Origin of the sequence: Nocardia sp. NPDC058633, assembly GCF_042717045.1 — a bacterium.
GTDB lineage: Bacteria > Actinomycetota > Actinomycetes > Mycobacteriales > Mycobacteriaceae > Nocardia.
The window spans coordinates 209,818-225,195 of record NZ_JBHXRA010000008.1 but is presented as its reverse complement, the minus strand read 5'-3'; the positions used below and the strand labels follow the sequence as shown (position 1 = coordinate 225,195).

The 15,378-nt window shown below is 67.8% G+C and carries 13 protein-coding genes; 5 read left to right on the top strand and 8 right to left on the bottom strand.

Annotation, left to right across the window (positions count from 1 at the left end; genetic code table 11):
* Positions 1–35: 35 nt before the first annotated feature.
* Positions 36–1,139 (bottom strand): alanine dehydrogenase, encoded by a 1,104-nt coding sequence (ald, locus tag ACFWUR_RS12855; RefSeq protein WP_378906179.1) that lies wholly within the window; start codon positions 1,137–1,139, stop codon positions 36–38.
* A 119-nt stretch (positions 1,140–1,258) separates the two neighbouring features.
* Between ald and ACFWUR_RS12850 the strand changes: the two genes are divergently transcribed.
* Complete coding sequence (locus tag ACFWUR_RS12850) at positions 1,259–1,771, top strand: Lrp/AsnC family transcriptional regulator (protein WP_378906177.1); 513 nt, start codon at positions 1,259–1,261, stop codon at positions 1,769–1,771.
* A gap of 370 nt (positions 1,772–2,141) precedes the next feature.
* Positions 2,142–3,092, top strand: a complete 951-nt coding sequence (locus ACFWUR_RS12845; protein ID WP_378906175.1) for an AraC family transcriptional regulator — start codon at positions 2,142–2,144, stop codon at positions 3,090–3,092.
* A gap of 71 nt (positions 3,093–3,163) precedes the next feature.
* Here the strand turns inward: ACFWUR_RS12845 and ACFWUR_RS12840 are convergent, their stop codons facing one another.
* Complete coding sequence (locus ACFWUR_RS12840; RefSeq protein ID WP_378906173.1) at positions 3,164–4,306, bottom strand: MFS transporter; 1,143 nt, start codon at positions 4,304–4,306, stop codon at positions 3,164–3,166.
* A gap of 327 nt (positions 4,307–4,633) precedes the next feature.
* Here ACFWUR_RS12840 and ACFWUR_RS12835 point away from each other — a divergent pair, with 327 nt between their 5' ends.
* Complete coding sequence (locus ACFWUR_RS12835) at positions 4,634–5,449, top strand: cyclase family protein (RefSeq protein ID WP_378906171.1); 816 nt, start codon at positions 4,634–4,636, stop codon at positions 5,447–5,449.
* Between the two features lie 6 nt (positions 5,450–5,455).
* Here ACFWUR_RS12835 and ACFWUR_RS12830 read toward each other — a convergent pair whose 3' ends face one another.
* Positions 5,456–7,039: an FAD-binding oxidoreductase gene (locus ACFWUR_RS12830; RefSeq protein WP_378906169.1), complete on the bottom strand. Its 1,584-nt coding sequence runs from the start codon at positions 7,037–7,039 to the stop codon at positions 5,456–5,458.
* A 69-nt stretch (positions 7,040–7,108) separates the two neighbouring features.
* On the bottom strand, positions 7,109–7,855 hold the full coding sequence (locus ACFWUR_RS12825) for a MerR family transcriptional regulator (RefSeq protein WP_378906167.1): 747 nt from the start codon (positions 7,853–7,855) through the stop codon (positions 7,109–7,111).
* A 41-nt stretch (positions 7,856–7,896) separates the two neighbouring features.
* Here ACFWUR_RS12825 and ACFWUR_RS12820 point away from each other — a divergent pair, with 41 nt between their 5' ends.
* A complete protein-coding gene (locus ACFWUR_RS12820; protein ID WP_378906165.1) occupies positions 7,897–8,391 on the top strand; it encodes a DUF6194 family protein in 495 nt (164 codons plus the stop codon).
* 30 nt (positions 8,392–8,421) lie between these two features.
* Here ACFWUR_RS12820 and ACFWUR_RS12815 read toward each other — a convergent pair whose 3' ends face one another.
* Positions 8,422–9,213, bottom strand: a complete 792-nt coding sequence (locus ACFWUR_RS12815; RefSeq protein WP_378906163.1) for a GTP pyrophosphokinase family protein — start codon at positions 9,211–9,213, stop codon at positions 8,422–8,424.
* Between the two features lie 252 nt (positions 9,214–9,465).
* Between ACFWUR_RS12815 and ACFWUR_RS12810 the strand changes: the two genes are divergently transcribed.
* Positions 9,466–11,526, top strand: coding sequence for an AMP-binding protein (locus tag ACFWUR_RS12810; RefSeq protein ID WP_378906161.1), 2,061 nt, complete (start codon positions 9,466–9,468; stop codon positions 11,524–11,526).
* A gap of 70 nt (positions 11,527–11,596) precedes the next feature.
* On the opposite strand, the gene ACFWUR_RS12805 is transcribed toward ACFWUR_RS12810, so the two are convergent.
* The 3 genes from ACFWUR_RS12805 to ACFWUR_RS12795 are packed head-to-tail and all read right to left on the bottom strand — an operon-like array spanning position 11,597 to position 15,374.
* Complete coding sequence (locus tag ACFWUR_RS12805) at positions 11,597–12,703, bottom strand: PDR/VanB family oxidoreductase (protein ID WP_378906159.1); 1,107 nt, start codon at positions 12,701–12,703, stop codon at positions 11,597–11,599.
* Complete coding sequence (locus ACFWUR_RS12800; RefSeq protein WP_378906157.1) at positions 12,700–13,599, bottom strand: metal-dependent hydrolase; 900 nt, start codon at positions 13,597–13,599, stop codon at positions 12,700–12,702. Before ACFWUR_RS12800 ends, ACFWUR_RS12805 begins: the two co-directional genes overlap by 4 nt.
* The gene (locus tag ACFWUR_RS12795; RefSeq protein WP_378906155.1) at positions 13,596–15,374 is read right to left on the bottom strand and encodes an amidohydrolase family protein; all 1,779 of its coding nucleotides are present in this window, start codon (positions 15,372–15,374) and stop codon (positions 13,596–13,598) included. The genes ACFWUR_RS12800 and ACFWUR_RS12795 overlap by 4 nt, the downstream gene beginning before the upstream one ends.
* Positions 15,375–15,378: the final 4 nt, after the last annotated feature.

The window sequence follows — 15,378 nt, the reverse complement described above, 5'->3', positions numbered from 1 at the left end:
CTCCGGCTGGCCACCTGTCCCCGCAGATGAACGTTTCACACTACTGCGTGGGCTCGCAGCTCGTGCGCGGCGGCGACCGGGACGCTGGTGACACTGCCCACGTGGGTGTTCAGTCCGAGCGCGAGGCCGGGGTCCTGGGCGCAGGCGCGTTCCCAGCCTTTGTCGGCCAAGGCCGCCACATAGGGCAGCGTGGCGTTGGTCAGCGCGTAGGTCGAGGTGTGGGGCACCGAGCCCGGCATGTTCGCCACACAGTAGAACGTCGAGTCGTGGACCTGGTACGTCGGATCCGCGTGGGTGGTGGCCCGGGTGTCCTCGAAGCATCCGCCCTGGTCGACCGCGATGTCGACCAGCACCGATCCCGGTTTCATCTGCGCCACGAGCTCGTTGCTCACCAGCTTCGGCGCGGCTGCTCCCGGGATCAGTACCGCCCCGATCACCATGTCCGCCGCCCGCACCTGCTCGGCGATCGCCAGTTTCGACGACGCCAACCCACGCACCCGGTTGTCGTAGCGCCAGAACGACATGCGCAGTTTGTCGAGGTCGGTGTCGAGCAGCGTCACGTGTGCGCCCATCCCCAAGGCGATGTTCGCGGCGTTCTGGCCCGCTACACCTGCCCCGATGATGACAACCTTCGCCTGGTCGACGCCGCCGACGCCGCCGAGCAGGACCCCGCGGCCGCCGTAGGGCTTCATCAGCGCGTGTGCGCCGACCTGCGGTGCCAGGCAGCCGGCGACCTCCGACATCGGGTACAGCAACGGTAGTGCGCCCGAGGGCAGCTGCACGGTTTCGTAGGCGATGGCGGTCACCCGGTGGGCCAGCAGTTGGTCGGTGAGCGGCCGGTCCGCCGCCAGGTGCAGGTAGGTGAACAAGATCAGCCCTTCGCGCAACCGGTGGTATTCCTGCGCGACCGGCTCCTTGACCTTCAGCACCAGCTCCGCGCTACCCCAGACGTCGTCGGCGTCGGCGAGAATCTGTGCGCCCGCGGCGAGGTATTCCTCGTCGGGAATCGACGAGCCCACCCCGGCCCCGGCTTCGACGAATACTCGATGACCGTTCGACACCAGTTCGTGCACGCCGATCGGCGTGATCGCCACGCGAAATTCGTTGTTCTTGACTTCTTTGGGGACGCCGACGCGCATGATGCTTCTCCTCAAGGATGATCGAGTTGTCAATCGAGCATCGATGATCGATCCGACAACTGGCGAGAGAACCTGCACGATCGACGAGTATCGGTTCGCTGGTCGAGTATCCTGCGTTCATGGCCCCGCGACAGCAGCACAGCTCGCAACCCGTGCGGCCGTTCCGCGGATCGCCGTCGAACCTCGACGACATCGACCGACAGCTGCTCGCCGAACTCGCCGAAGACGCCCGCGTTCCCAACAATGTCCTGGCGGCGCGTGTGGGCATCGCCGCCTCGACGTGTTCGCTGCGACTACGGCGGCTCCGCGAACTCGGCGCGATCCGCGGTTTCTACACCGATATCGCCCCGGAGGCGTTGGGGCTGCCGCTGCAAGCGATGATCTCGATCCAGGTGCAGCAGGCGGCTCGGGCTCGAATCGGTGAGCTCAGTGCCAAACTCGCCGCGCTGCCCGGTGTGCTGAACGTGTACTTCCTGGCCGGTACGGTCGACTTCCTGATCCAGGTCTCGGCGGCCTCGCCGGACGCGCTGCGCGAGTTCGTGACCCAGGAACTCAGCGCGACCCGCGAATTCGCCTCGACCGAGACGAGTCTGGTCTTCGAACACATTCGATGCGCGCGACCCACACTCTGACCGAGCCGTGCGCTTGCTCGATCTCGTCCTGTCCGGACTCGGCTGCGCGGTAGTGATTCTCGGCCTGTTCCGAGGTCTCGGGCCGACCTGCCTGCACCAAGCCCTCGCACCGAAGGACAGCGGGCTGTCTGTCGTCGGTCAGGATGGAGAGCGGCACACCCCCGAGTAGGTCCCCGGCGCATACCGTGTGTCCGAGACCACCGAGGCCGCCGCCTCGAAGCTGTCGGCATCCTTACGGAGTCGGCCTTGTGCTGCTGGTCGAGCCGTATGCATGGATTGCTGAAAGCGCCGGGCGGTCTCGCGCTCGAGGTCACCGACCATGGTCGGTGAAACATGCAGTCGTCTGGGAGCTTTCGTCTAGTGTGGACGGGTGGATGCGCTAGCCGGGCTACTCGAAGGTCCGCGCGCTCGCGGAGCGTTCCTCTCGTGCGGGCTGTTGACCGCCCCCTGGTCGGTGCGGGTGGAAGACGGAGCGCCGCTCAAAGTGGTGGCGGTGATCCGGGGAAATGCCTGGGTCAGTGCGGATTCGATGGCTCCGCGTCAACTCACCGTGGGCGATGTCGCGATATTCCGTGGACCACAGCCCTATGTGGTGGCCGACGATCCGGCGAGCCAACCTCAGATTGTCGTCAAGCCCGGTCAGGGTCTCGCCGCGCCTGACGGCGAAAGCCTGTGCGAGACAATGAAGCTGGGTTTGCGACAGTGGGGTACCGATTCTTGCGGTGAGACGGTGCTGGTCAGCGGTACCTATGAGTCGGCCGGCGCGGTGAGCAGCCGACTACTGCGCGCGCTCCCGCACGTCGCGATCGTCGGGCACGGCGATCTCGACGCGCGCCTGCTCGACATGCTCGTCGAGGAGGCGAACAAGGACCTGCCCGCGCAGACCGCGGTGCTGGATCGCCTGCTGGATCTGCTGCTCATCGCCGCGCTGCGCGCCTGGTTCGCCCGCGACGACGCCCCGGCCTGGTATCACGCCTACAGCGATCCGCTGATCGGCAAGGCCCTGCGCCTGCTGCAGGACGATCCGGCCCTCCCGTGGACCGTGGTCTCGCTCGCCGAGACCGTCGGCATGTCCAGGGCCGCGCTGGCCCGCCGATTCACCGACCTGGTGGGCGAACCCCCGATGACCTTCCTGACCGAATGGCGGCTGTCACTGGCCGCCGATCTGCTGGCCGAATCCGACGCCACGCTCGAGGCCATCGCCCGCCGGGTCGGCTACAGCAGCGCGTTCGCCCTGAGTGCCGCGTTCAAACGACACTTCGGGATGAGTCCCCGAGACCACCGTCAGGGCAATGCCGCGACACTGTCGACATCGGCCTGACCGCCCGATCGGTGTCGCGCGAAGCTCGCCCGGGGCGGCGGCGCTCGATTCGCTGACCGCGATCGGCGCGGTCACCGCAACATCCGAACCAGCAGGAGCGCGAGCAAGGCGAAGGCCGCTGCTGTCGGGGGCAACGAGCCGCTGCCCGCAGTGCCGAGGGCGAGTCCGCCGAGTAGGCCACCGAGCGAAACTCCGAGATAGGTGCCGGAGGTGTTCAGTGCCATGGCTTGCGGAGCCAGCGGGCCGGACGCGACAGCGAGTCGGGCCTGGATGGGCGGCGAGTTCCAGAACGCGGCCGCGCCCCAGATCGCGAGCACCGGCAGCAGGGCGCACAGCGGGACCGGGCGAAGCACCCACATCAGCCACAGACAGCCCATCGACGCGGCGATCACGCCGACTCCGATCGTCAGTGCCCGGTCGGGCCCCCAGTGATCGGTCGCGACACCACCGCCCCACAGCCCTGCCATGCCCGCCGCGCCGGCGAGTCCGAACGACAGCGCGCGAACATCGACACCGGATGTGGAGACATCAGAGAGGAACGGGGCGAGGTAGGTGAGCATCATCATCGAACCCGTCATCAGTGCCACGTTCGCCAGCAGTCCGAGACCCACCGTCCTTCGGGTGAGGCTGTGCAGTTGAGCTCTCCAGTCGGGGGTCGCGCCCGTGGGAAGCCGACGTGGGAAGGTCGCCAGCACACCGCCGAGAGCGACCGCGCCGCCGATCGCCATCGTGGCAAACGTCGCGCGCCAACCGAATACACCGCCGATCCAGGTACCGATGGGCACGCCGACAGCAATCGAGCCCGTCACGCCGAGCGTCACCACGGCGACATAGCGGCCTGCCTTCCCGTCGGGCGCGCGCTGGATCGCGGTCGCGAACAACGACGGTGTCGCCGTCGCCGCGGCACCGGCGGCCACCACACGCAACACCATCAGCACATCGAACGACGGTGTGAGCGCGGCACCGCAATTGGCGGCGACGAAGACGCACATGCTGGTCACGAGCAGCGTCCGGCGAGCGACCCGGGCGAGCACAACGCCGGCGACCGGAGCCACGATCGCCACGGTGACCGCGAAGATCGTGACCAGCTGCCCGGCCGCGGCCTGACCGACGTGGAGATCGTGTGCCAACTCGGGCAGCACTCCGGCGATCACGTAGTCGTCGGTATAGAAAATGAACGAGGCGGCGAAAAGCGCCACCAACCACCAAGGCATAAGGGGACTCCCACTGGTTACCGAGTAGACGGCGCGCATCCCCGTAGCGGGTCGCGCCGGAACGGACAGGCAGCGGTCCCGCCGGACGCCCAGGGCACCACGAAATCCCGCGCCTGGTCGGCACGGTCTCGTTCGCTCGGGGCAGCCACCGGCAGACCGGTGGCTAGAGTCTGTCCGCCTCGGTAGCAGTGGTCACGAACGGCAATCTACCGAGACGCCCCCGAAGGGGAAACCGATTTTCGCACGGGGTCGCGGTCTGCCGAATTCGAACCGCGTCGTCGGCCCGATCGAGCGCCGGACCCGATTCGCTCGGCTATCTTGAGTCCGATGTGCTCGCCCGAGATCGTTCGTCTCGCCCACGAGAGTGCGCCGCAGCCGAGTCGGCGGGCTCTGTTCGGCCTCGCGGGGCTCACCGCGCTGACCACGGTGGCGCCCGCGCCCGCGGTCGCGGCGCCACGCTCCGGCGTCGTCGACCTCACCCACACGCTCACGCCCCGATTGCCGGTGTGGCCGGGTAGTCCGCCGATGGTCATGGTCCCTGTGGCCTGGCACGCGTCGGGAGGATTCGGGCAGTACGCGCTCGGGTACTGGGAGCACACCGGAACCCATGTCGACGCGCCCGCACACCGGATTCCCGGCGCCACCACCACCGAGGCCATCGCGGTCGACGACCTCGTCGCCCCGCTCGTCGTCATCGATATCAGCGCCAAGGCCGCCGCCGACGCCGACGCGGTGGTGACCGTCGCCGACATCGACCACTGGCGCTCCCAGCACGGCGACATTCCGCAGCGGGCTTTCGTCGCGATGTACTCCGGGTGGGAACGGCGCATCGCCGACCCGTCGACGTTTCTCAATCTCGACGAACGGGGAACGCCGCACGCGCCGGGATTCTCCGCCGACGCCGCGCACCACCTCGTCGCGCGGTGTGGAGTAGTCGGTGTCGGCGTCGATACGCTCAGCCTCGACTGCGGTGCCGACCCCGAATACGGTGCGCACACCGCGATCCTCGGTGCGGGGCGCTATGGCGTGGAGATGCTGGCCAACCTCGCGGCGGTACCGGCGACGGGTGCGACCGTCATCGTCGGCGCACCCAAGCACGCGGGCGGAACCGGCGGTCCGTGCCGGGTGCTCGCACTCACCTGAGCGCCGCTACCAGTCCGGTCGACCGACCGAGAGTCGGTGCTGGAAGACATTTCCCGGATCCACGGCGGCCTTGACTCGAAGCAGACGCCGATAGTTGTCGCCATAGTAGAAGGCGTGCCACGGCAGGCCGGAGGTGTTCCACGCGGCGTCGGCCAGGTCGGGGTCCGGATAGTTGATGTAGCTGCCGCCGTAGGTCTCGTTCGGCACCGGAACACCGCCGGTGTCGGCATGGACGTCGCGGTACATCTCGCGGGCCCAGCGCAGATACCGCTCGTCGTCGAAGGGCAGCCGCCATGATGCGTGGATCAGCATCTTCATGAACGAATCGCGCGCGGGCATGGCTGTCGCATCGGCGGCGACGGCATTGATGGCACCGCCGAACGGGAGGAATTCGAGCTGGGATTCGCCGAGGAAACCGAGATCGGTGATGTAGCGGTAGAAGATGCGCAGTTGGTCGGGGGAGTAGGCCTTGCGCAGGTACGCGGCCTTCACCTTGACACGGGTGGTGTTCACGCCCTTCGCGTAATACACCTGGCGCACGGTGTCCGGGTAGGACAGCCGTGCGACCGGAGTGAGTATGGGCGGCGGGAACACGCCGTCGCGCACAGTGTCGACGAATTCGTCGACACGGTTTCGCGCGTCGGGTGCGTCGGCGTCGAACAGGATCAGCATCTCGGCCGTGCCGGCACCGGTCGTTCTGATCATCAACGGCGCGTAGAGACCGGCGAATTCATTGCCGGGCGCAGCGTGCTGTTCGAAGAATCCGAGGTAGTTGCCGAGCAGGCGAACGAACGAATCCTCGGTCGTGATGGGCAGGATCAGTCGTGCGCTGAGCATGGTGGCGGGCGATTTCGGCAACGCGTGCGCGGGGTCGGAGCCGTCGGATTCGGGAGAACGGAACAGGAACCGGGTCACCACACCGAAATTGCCGCCCCCGCCACCCGTGTGCGCCCACCACAGGTCGTGGTCGGGCCCGTCTTTGGTCGCCACCCGGAGTTTCGCGGCGCCGTCGGCATCGACGGTGACTACTTCCACCCCGGTCAGATGGTCGGCGACGAGCCCGAATCGCCGCGACAACGGACCATAGCCACCACCGCAGACATGACCACCCATCCCGACACCGAGGCAGATCCCACCCGGCACAGTGACACCCCAGCGGTGCAGGGCGTCGTACACCGTCCCGATGTCGGCGCCCGCGTCGACCGAGAAGGCGCGATGGGTTTCGTCCCAGAACACGGCGGTGCACCGGCCGAGGTCGATGATCGACCGCGTCCGCGCGTTGTCGACGAAATCGTCGAAGCAGTGTCCGCCCGAGCGCGCCGCGATCCCCGAGTCCTCGGCGACCGCCCTGGCGACCGCGCCGCGCACGTCCTCCGGCGACGTCGGCACATAGATTCTCGCTGGTCGCGCTTGGAAGCGGCGGTTGTAACCGCGCTCGGTGAGGGCTTGGTACTGCGGCTCGCCCAGACCGATAATGTGCTCATCGGCGCGGGCGGCGGGAACACCGACCGCGGCGAGCGCGCCACCGACGGTAGCGGCGGTGAGGAACCGTCGACGCGAGAGCGACACCGGGCTGCTGTGCTCGGACACAGGGGTAGTGTGCCGCAGATCGCGGGCCGTGGAGGGGTTCCGGCCGACGACGCGCGTGTTTCTTCCCGCCTACCCGTGCGGCCGAACGAGGATGTCCGCTCGGCCTGCACGCTCGCGGGCCCGCTCGATGGTCTCCGACAGTGTGGCTCCGGCTCGCAGAAGAGCGATGGTGCGTTCGGCGATGGACTCGAGTCGCTGGTCGAGCGCGTCGAGTGAGTGGCTGACATCGTGGAGTTCTCGAACTGCCGTGATCGCGGCCCGCACGTCCGGGATTCGGTAGCCGCCCGCACGCAGGGCTGTGATGATGCGGGCCTCGCGGATCGCCGTGAGGTGGTAGCGCCGCGCGGCGCCCGTGCGGGTGGCGGTCCGTTCAGGCGCCACCAGGCCGACCTTCTCCCAGAAGCGCAGGGCGGAGGCCTTGACGCCCAACGCCTGTGCCAACTCCGTGATGGTCATGGAATCGGACTCGACAGGCGCTGCGTCAGTCGTTGCTTCGGCGCGGATGGCCTCCAATGCCGCGCGAGCGATGAGTGCCTGCTCACGCTCGCTGTCGAGGCGTACATGCAACGAGCAGACCAACGATGCCGCTCGACCGTAGGCAAGCGTTCGAATCTCTCGCATCGCCCGACGCGCGTCGACCGGTCCCACCGCCGAGGCCAGGTCCCGGTAGGCGTGCAGGTTGCGGATGTGAACTTCCGAGAACTGCCGATAGCCGTTGGGCTCGCGCCGCGCGGTGGGGATGACGCCCGAGCCCTCCAGGTCGCGGATCTGCTGCGCCGAGTAACCGGTCGCCGCGACCACGTCGGCGATGTTCATCGAGAAACCCTCCATAAGCGGTTCAAGTACACACTCGAACCATGAGTATGGAACACATCCTCGAGACGGTCCGCACCTTCGACGGAGTTCTCGAACTCGCGCCCGCTGTCGGCAGCGAGTTCCCCGAGATCGCCTGGGGAGATCACTTCTTCTACTACGCACCCGACGGGCTGGTGCCGCGGCGCGAGCAGCCCTTCGCGACCATCGTGACGAAGAACTACCCCGACGACACCCTCAGCGATCTCGACATCCCTGGTCGTCGGCGACTGAACATCCACGTCGGGACAAGCGCGTTCATCGAACTCATCGGCGAGAATCCCCGGTTCGAACCGTCCTCGTGGGACTACGCGGCCACCGACACCGTCCTACCTCATCCGGTCTACCGAACGCAGGGCTGGATTTCGATCATCGACCCGGGGGAAACCACCCCGCAGGCGGTTCGCCTGTTGCGCGCGGCGTATGAGGACACCCGTCGACGCACCCTCGCCAGGCGTGGCGCACAGGCCGGGGACGCTGGTTCGGGTCGAGATCGATGACCCACCGAAACGCGCCGACAGGTCGGCGGGTCAGTGCGGTGGATCGCTGGGCCGCAGGTAGACGGGGTGGCCGGCGGTGAGGTTGTGGTACAGACCGCTGAGGTCGAGTGAGTCCGAGGGCGGCTTCTTCGTGGTCTGTGCGCCGCGGTCGACCTGGCGGTGCAGGGCTTCCATCTTCTCGTCGAGTTGCGTGGCGACCTCGGCGGCCTGGGCGAGGTCGCTGCGCAGGTTCGGCGGAACCTCACCGCGGTATTTGTAATAGATCTTGTGTTCGAGGCTGGCCCAGAAGTCCATCGCGATCGTGCGGATCTGGATCTCGACCGGAATGCGTTCGGTGCGGTCGGACCGGAACACCGGGATCGACACGATCAGGTGCATGCTCTGGTACCCGTTGGGCTTGCGGTGAGTGATGTAGTCGCGCTCCTCGAGGACCGTGATGTCTTCCTGACCGGCCAGCATGTCCCTGATCGTGGCGATGTCGGAGATGAAGCTGCACACCACCCGGACCCCGGCGATATCGAGGACGTTGTCCCGGATGGCGGCCAGGTTCATCGCGTAGTTCTTGCGACGGACCTTCTCCAGGACGCTTTCGGGCGACTTGAGTCGTGACCCCACGTGCTCGATGGGGTTGTACTCGTGGGTGTTGTTGAAGTCCTCGCGCAAAATGTTGATCTTGGTCGTCACCTCGTCTATCGCGAACTTGTAGCCGAGCATGAAGTCGACGAACTGCTCCCTGAGCATCCGCAGGTCGTCGAAGCCGACGCCGTCCCCGTTGCCGAGCGGGCCGTCATCGGTGCTGGGGTCGCGCTGCCAAGGTTTCATCGACTCCATTGTGCCGTTCTCCTGGTGAACGCCTCGTGCGGTGGGTGCGCCATCACGTTGGCAACTCTCACAGTCGGCGGGTGTAGTTGTTCGTTCGGTCGCCAGAATCCGTAGATATTTCGTTCGCCCACGCACCGGGGGACGAAGCTGGCTTCTGGTGCAGTGCCTGACGACGGGCACCGTCGCGGCACGGGGGCCGAGGCGAGCAGGCACTGCCCGGCAGTGTGGCCGGACCGAGGAAAGCGCGCAGCAATGCCGAGTGATGTCGTCGATGTGTCCGTGGAGTTCTCCGTCTCGCGCCGGGCGCTGTGGGACGTCTTGCTCGAACCACAGAGTTATCCGCGGTTGTGGGCCGGGATCGGGGGGTGCGATCGACTGCTCGGTCCCGACGGGAGCACCGTATGGCAGGTCAGAATCGGTGATCGGGCGGTCGGCGTGCGGCGGACCGGGTTGGTGGTGACGATCGGGCGCTGGTACGAGAGTTTCGAACTGCACAATCCCGAATCCGGCAGCTTCGCCATGATCCGACTCACCGGGGACGAGCAGCGCACGAGGGTGACCGTGACGGTCTTCGGCGCGCCCCGCCTGCACCCGGCGCTGGCCGGGGTGACGAACTCGGCGATCGTCGGCTGGGTCAAGGACGGCGTGCGCCGCGCGGCCGACGTGGTGGGCGGCGCGCAGACCGCGGTGGTGGCCAACGGCAACCGCGCACCGATCCGGCGCAAGTCCGAACTCGTTCGATGGTGGGTGCAGTCGGGGCAGGTCGCGCCACCGTTGACCTCGGCCAGGCAGCTGCGGTCGCTGTACCGATGGGGCTTCAACCTGGCGGGCGGATACGCCGCGGGCGCCGCGCACAGCCCGGATCAGGTCGCGCTGATCGACAACGACAGCACCGCTACTTTCGAGGAGACCGACAAACGAACCACCGCGCTCGCGGGCGCGATGTACGAGTTCGGGCTGCGCGCGGGCGACGCGGTGGGCCTGCTGGCCGGAAACCACTGCGGCATGGTCGAATCCATGGTCGCGGCGGGCAAGCTCGGGGTCGATGTCGCGCTGCTGAACTCGGGATTGTCGGGCCGCCAGATCGAGGACATCGTGCAGCGGCACCGGCTGTCGGCGTTGTTCGTCGACACCGATCTGGCCCATCTCGTGCAGTATCTGCACGCCGATCTGCCCCGCTTCTTCACCGACGACGCGGCCGTCGATCCGACGCGGATCGCGATCGAAGACCTCATCGCGATCCGTCACACGAAATTCCCCGTCCCGACGGTGCCAGGACGTCAGATCGTGCTCACCTCGGGCACCAGCGGTGTTCCGAAGGGAGCAAGGCGCCCACATCCGAAGGGCTTCGACACGCTGGTCGCGCTGCTGTCGCTGATCCCGATCCACGCGGGCAGCACCATGATGATCCCGGCGCCGCTGTTCCACACCTGGGGACTGTCGGCGCTGCAACTCAGCACCGCCGTACGCGCCACGGTGGTGCTGACGCAGGGCTTCGACGCCGAGCAGTGCCTGCGCCGCATCGCCGAGCACGGGGTGCATACGCTCATCGCCGTGCCCACGATGGTGCAGCGCCTGGTCGACCTGCCCGCCGAGGTTCGATCCCGCTACGACCTGAGCAGCCTGCGACACGTGATCAGTTGCGGCGCACCGCTGGCAGCGGCCACCGTCGACCGATTCCTGGACGACTACGGCGAGGTCCTCTACAACCTCTACGGTTCCACCGAGGTCTCCTGGGCCAGTGTGGCCGGACCCGACGACCTGCGCGCCGCGCCGACCACGGCGGGGCGCCCGCCGCTGGGCACCAAGATCGCCATTCTCGATCCCGAGCACAAAGCCGTCCCGATCGGCGTGGTGGGGCGCATCTTCGTCGGCAATCACATGCTCTTCGACGGCTATGTCAGCGACTCCCCTCCCGAGGAAGCCGACGGCATGATGGACACCGGCGACCTCGGCTACCTCGACGCCGAAGGCAGGCTGTTCGTGGCGGGCCGCGACGACGAGATGATCATCTCCGGTGGCGAGAACGTCTTCCCGCGCCCGGTCGAGGAAGCGCTGGCCTACCTGCCGCAGGTCACCGACGTCGCGGTGGTCGGCGTGCCGGATCGCGAATTCGGCCAGCGTCTCGCCGCGTTCCTCGTCAAGCACGAAGGATCCGGCCTCGACCCCGAGATGGTGCGCACCTACGTCCGAAACCGCCTCAGCCGCTTCTCCGTCCCGCGCGATGTCACCTTCCTCACCGCGCTTCCCCGTGGCGAGACCGGCAAGGTGCTCAAGCGGCTGCTGGTCGACCCGGAAGGGCTGGCCGGCTGACTCGCGAAGAGTGCTCGGCGGCCACCGACACAACACCTAGGTGGGGGGCGAGGATCGTCGCGCCGCGCGCTCAGAGGTCCAGGACCAGGCGCTGTCCCGCACAGCGTGAGACACACGCGAGCACTACTCCCGCGGCGTGGTCCTCGGGAGTGAGCACGGTGTCGCGGTGGTCGGGTGTGCCATCGGCCACCCGGACCACGCACGTGCGGCAGAAGCCCTGCCGGCACGAGTAGGGCTGGTCGGGGCGGACTGCGAGCAGCGCGTCGAGCATCGTCTGGTCGGCGGCCACGGATACGACCTCGCCGGTACTCGCCAACTCCACCTCGAACGCGGTGCCATCGACAACCGGTGCGGGAGAGAACCTTTCGGAGTGGAACTCGATGCCCGGCATCAGGCGTACCGCCGCGACCAGGGCGGCCGTCATCGGGGTCGGCCCACAGCAGTAGATCGCCGTGTCGTGGTCGACACCGTCGAGAAGGTCCGCGGCGCCGGGTATCCCGTGTTCGTCGTCGGTGCGGATCACCACGTGCCCGCGGAGGTCGGCGAGTTCGTCGAGGAACGGCAGAGTGTCGCGGCTTCGCCCGCAATAGACCAGCGACCACGCGGTCCCGAGCCGGTCGGCGGCTCGGGCCATCGCCAGAATCGGGGTGATGCCGATGCCGCCTGCGACGAAATGCAGGCGTTTCGCCGACGAGCCACGCCCGGGCGGTGCGAACGGGAACGCGTTGCGTGGCCCGCGGACCACCACCTCGGTCCCGACCGCAAGTTCGTCGTGCACCTCGATCGACCCACCGCCGCCGTGCGGGATGCGCCGCACGGCGATGCGATATTCGCCGGTCTCGGCGGGGTCGCCGCACAGCGAGTACTGACGGAGACGGCCGGACGGAAGTTCGAGGTCGATGTGCGCGCCCGGCGCCCAGCGGGGCAACCGAGCGCCGTCGGGTGCGCGCAACCCGAGATCGATGACGGCCTGGTCCTGGGCCACCAGCACCCGGTCGGTGACGACCACCGGGAAGCGGGCATCGTCGGCCCTGGTGACGATGGGGCGGCGGTTGATCAGGGTCGACCAGCGAATCCGCAGGTTGGCCACGGCGTCGATCGCCTTGGTGGTCGGGTCCTGATCGTGCTTGCCGTACAGGTCCGGCGGGATCACCCGGGGCGCGGGATACACGGTCACTGGGCCGCCGCCCTTGCCGCCGGGGACTTGGCGAGGTAAGCGATCGCCTGCTCGGTCGACCCGACCGACGCGGGGTCGTAGCGCGGGTTGAACGTGGACCCGGCGCTGATCAGCAGTGCCGGAACACCGGGCAGCGCGCCGCGCCACATCGCCCCCAGGATCTTGCGGATCAGCGTGGGATAGCCCATGTTCGGCAGTTCGGGATCCTGATTGACCAGGAACTTGGTGCCTCGCACGAGCAGGCTCAGCAGGATCGGGATGACGACCAGCATCATCGCCGCACGCCGTAGATATCCGGCGCCGAAGTAGATCGCCACGTCGTGGGCGACACTGCGATGTTCGACCTCCTCGGCGCCGTGCCAGCGGAACAGGTCGAGCACGCGAGGTTCGGCGCCGTGGGATTCCAAGTCGGCGTTGAGGATCCAGTCGCCGAGCCAGGCGAAGAAGTGCTCGAGGCTGGCGATGAACGTCAATCGTTCGACCAGGCGGGTCTGCGCGGCCTGCGGGCTGTCCTCGCGCGCGCCGAGAGAGTTGCGGAAGACGTATTCCATTTGGCGGGTGTAGGGCGCGGTGTCGATGTGGTGGGCGGCGAAAACCTGGTCGAGCACCTTGGCATGGGTTTCGGCGTGCATCGATTCCTGGCCGATGAACCCGAGCATGGCCTCGCGTACCTTGGCATCGCGCACGTAGGGCAGCGCGTCGCGGTAGGTGGCACAGAACATCCGCTCGCCCTCGGGCAGCAGCAGGTTCAGCGAGTTCACCACGTGTGAGGCGATCGGTTCGGACGGCATCCAGTGCAGCGGTGCCGAAGTCCAATCGAACTTCACGTTGCGTGCCTGGAGTGCCACGTCAGGAGCGCGCATCGGCGCGGCCGCACGACGGAATGGGAGTTTCATCGTGCCCCCTGGGTGAGGGGAGCGCGGTTGTCGTGGCCTGCGCGCAGGAACTGTCCGGTACCCCAGTCCGCGCCGATACCGGGCGTCACTTCGCCGGCACCGAAGACCCGGCGGCCGTTGACCACGGTGGCCACGACCGCACGGTCGTTGCGGTTGACCATGCGGTCGAGGCCGAATTCGGGCAGCGGTGCTTCGTGGAGCTGGTGCACCGCGTCGTCGAGCCCGGCGGGGTCGATCACGACCAGGTCGGCCCGGTCGCCTTCGCGGAGGTGACCGGCGTCGATCTGGTACCAGTCGGCGAGCTCGCCGGTGAGGCGGTGGATCGCACGCTCCACGCTCAGGAACGGTGTACCGGATTCCTGTGCGCGCAGCACTCTTTCGAGCAGGCGCAGCGGGAAGTTGTAGAACGACATGTTGCGCAGGTGCGCGCCCGCGTCGCCGAACCCCATCTGCACGCCGGGGCTCGCGGCGAGCTTGTTCAGGTACTCGGGGCGGTCGTTGGCGATCGTGGTGCGCCAGCGTAGGGCGGGACCGTGCTCGACCACCATGTCGAGGTAGGCGTCGACCGGGTGCAGGCCACGGTCCTTGCCGACCTGCCCGATCGACGTGCCGACCACCGATTCGTCGGGGCAGGCGATGATCTCGGCGTCGAAGAAGTCGCGGTGCCAGATGCGCGGGGTGAACTTGTTGTCGTACTGCTTGCGGAACCAACGCCGGTACGGCTCGCTCTGGAGCAGTTCGTTGCGTTCGACCTGATCCTTGAGGTGCAGGGCCGCGGCGCCGGCGCCGAACTCCTCGAACACCACCAGGTCGATACCGTCGGCGTGGACGGTGAACGGCACGGGCAGGTGCTGCCACCGGAAGTTGGTGCGCGCGAAGCGATTCAGCAGCGGCGCGGCGTAGAGCATGAACCACACCAGCGGCGGGTAGGCCTTGGAGTCGGCCGCCGACAGCAGCGAGGTGCGAAGCGGGGGTCGGCCGATGCCCGCGCTGGCGAGGAAGAACTTCGCGATGTTGGGGTTCAGGCTGACGGTCGGGGCGCTCTGCAGGACCCGGCCCCGCTTGCGCAGCACTCTGTTGAGCGCGCGCACCTCCTTGCCGCGGGTGTAGGTCGAGGGCAGCGACCGCGACCGGTATTGCTCGCCGTCGATCTTGTCGAGCTTGTTCGACATCGACGACAGTCCGAGGAAGCCCGCGTCGATCGCCGCGTCGAGCAGGGTGGTCATCCGGTCGATTTCGGCGGCGGTGGGTTCGGTGTCGCGGGTGACCGCGCGGCCGAGCCCGAGCACGTGCGTGCGCAGATCGGAATGACCGAGGAACGCGGCGACATTGGGACCCAACGGCAACGAGTCCAGGGCCTTGGCGTACTCGCCGGGATCCGACCAGGTGCGGTGCTCGTCGAGGGCGCTGTGCACCGCGTCTCGCGGCACGGCTTCGACGCGACTGAACAGATCGGCGCAGTCGGCGTTGGACGCCAGCACCGTCGACAGCGAGCAGTTGCCGACCACGACGGTGGTGACACCGTGGCGCAGCGACTCCGACAGCGCGGGCTTGATCAGCAGCTCGGCGTCGTAGTGGGTGTGCACGTCGACGAATCCGGGCAGCACCCACTTGCCCGCGGCGTCGATCACCTCCGTGGCGGCGCCGACCGGCAGCGGGTGGGGCGTGACGGCCTCGACGACGCCGTCCCGGATGCCGATATTGCGCCGGGCGGACGCGGCTCCGGTGCCGTCGAACCAGAGACCGTCGGTAATGACGATGTCGAAGTCGAGCATGGGC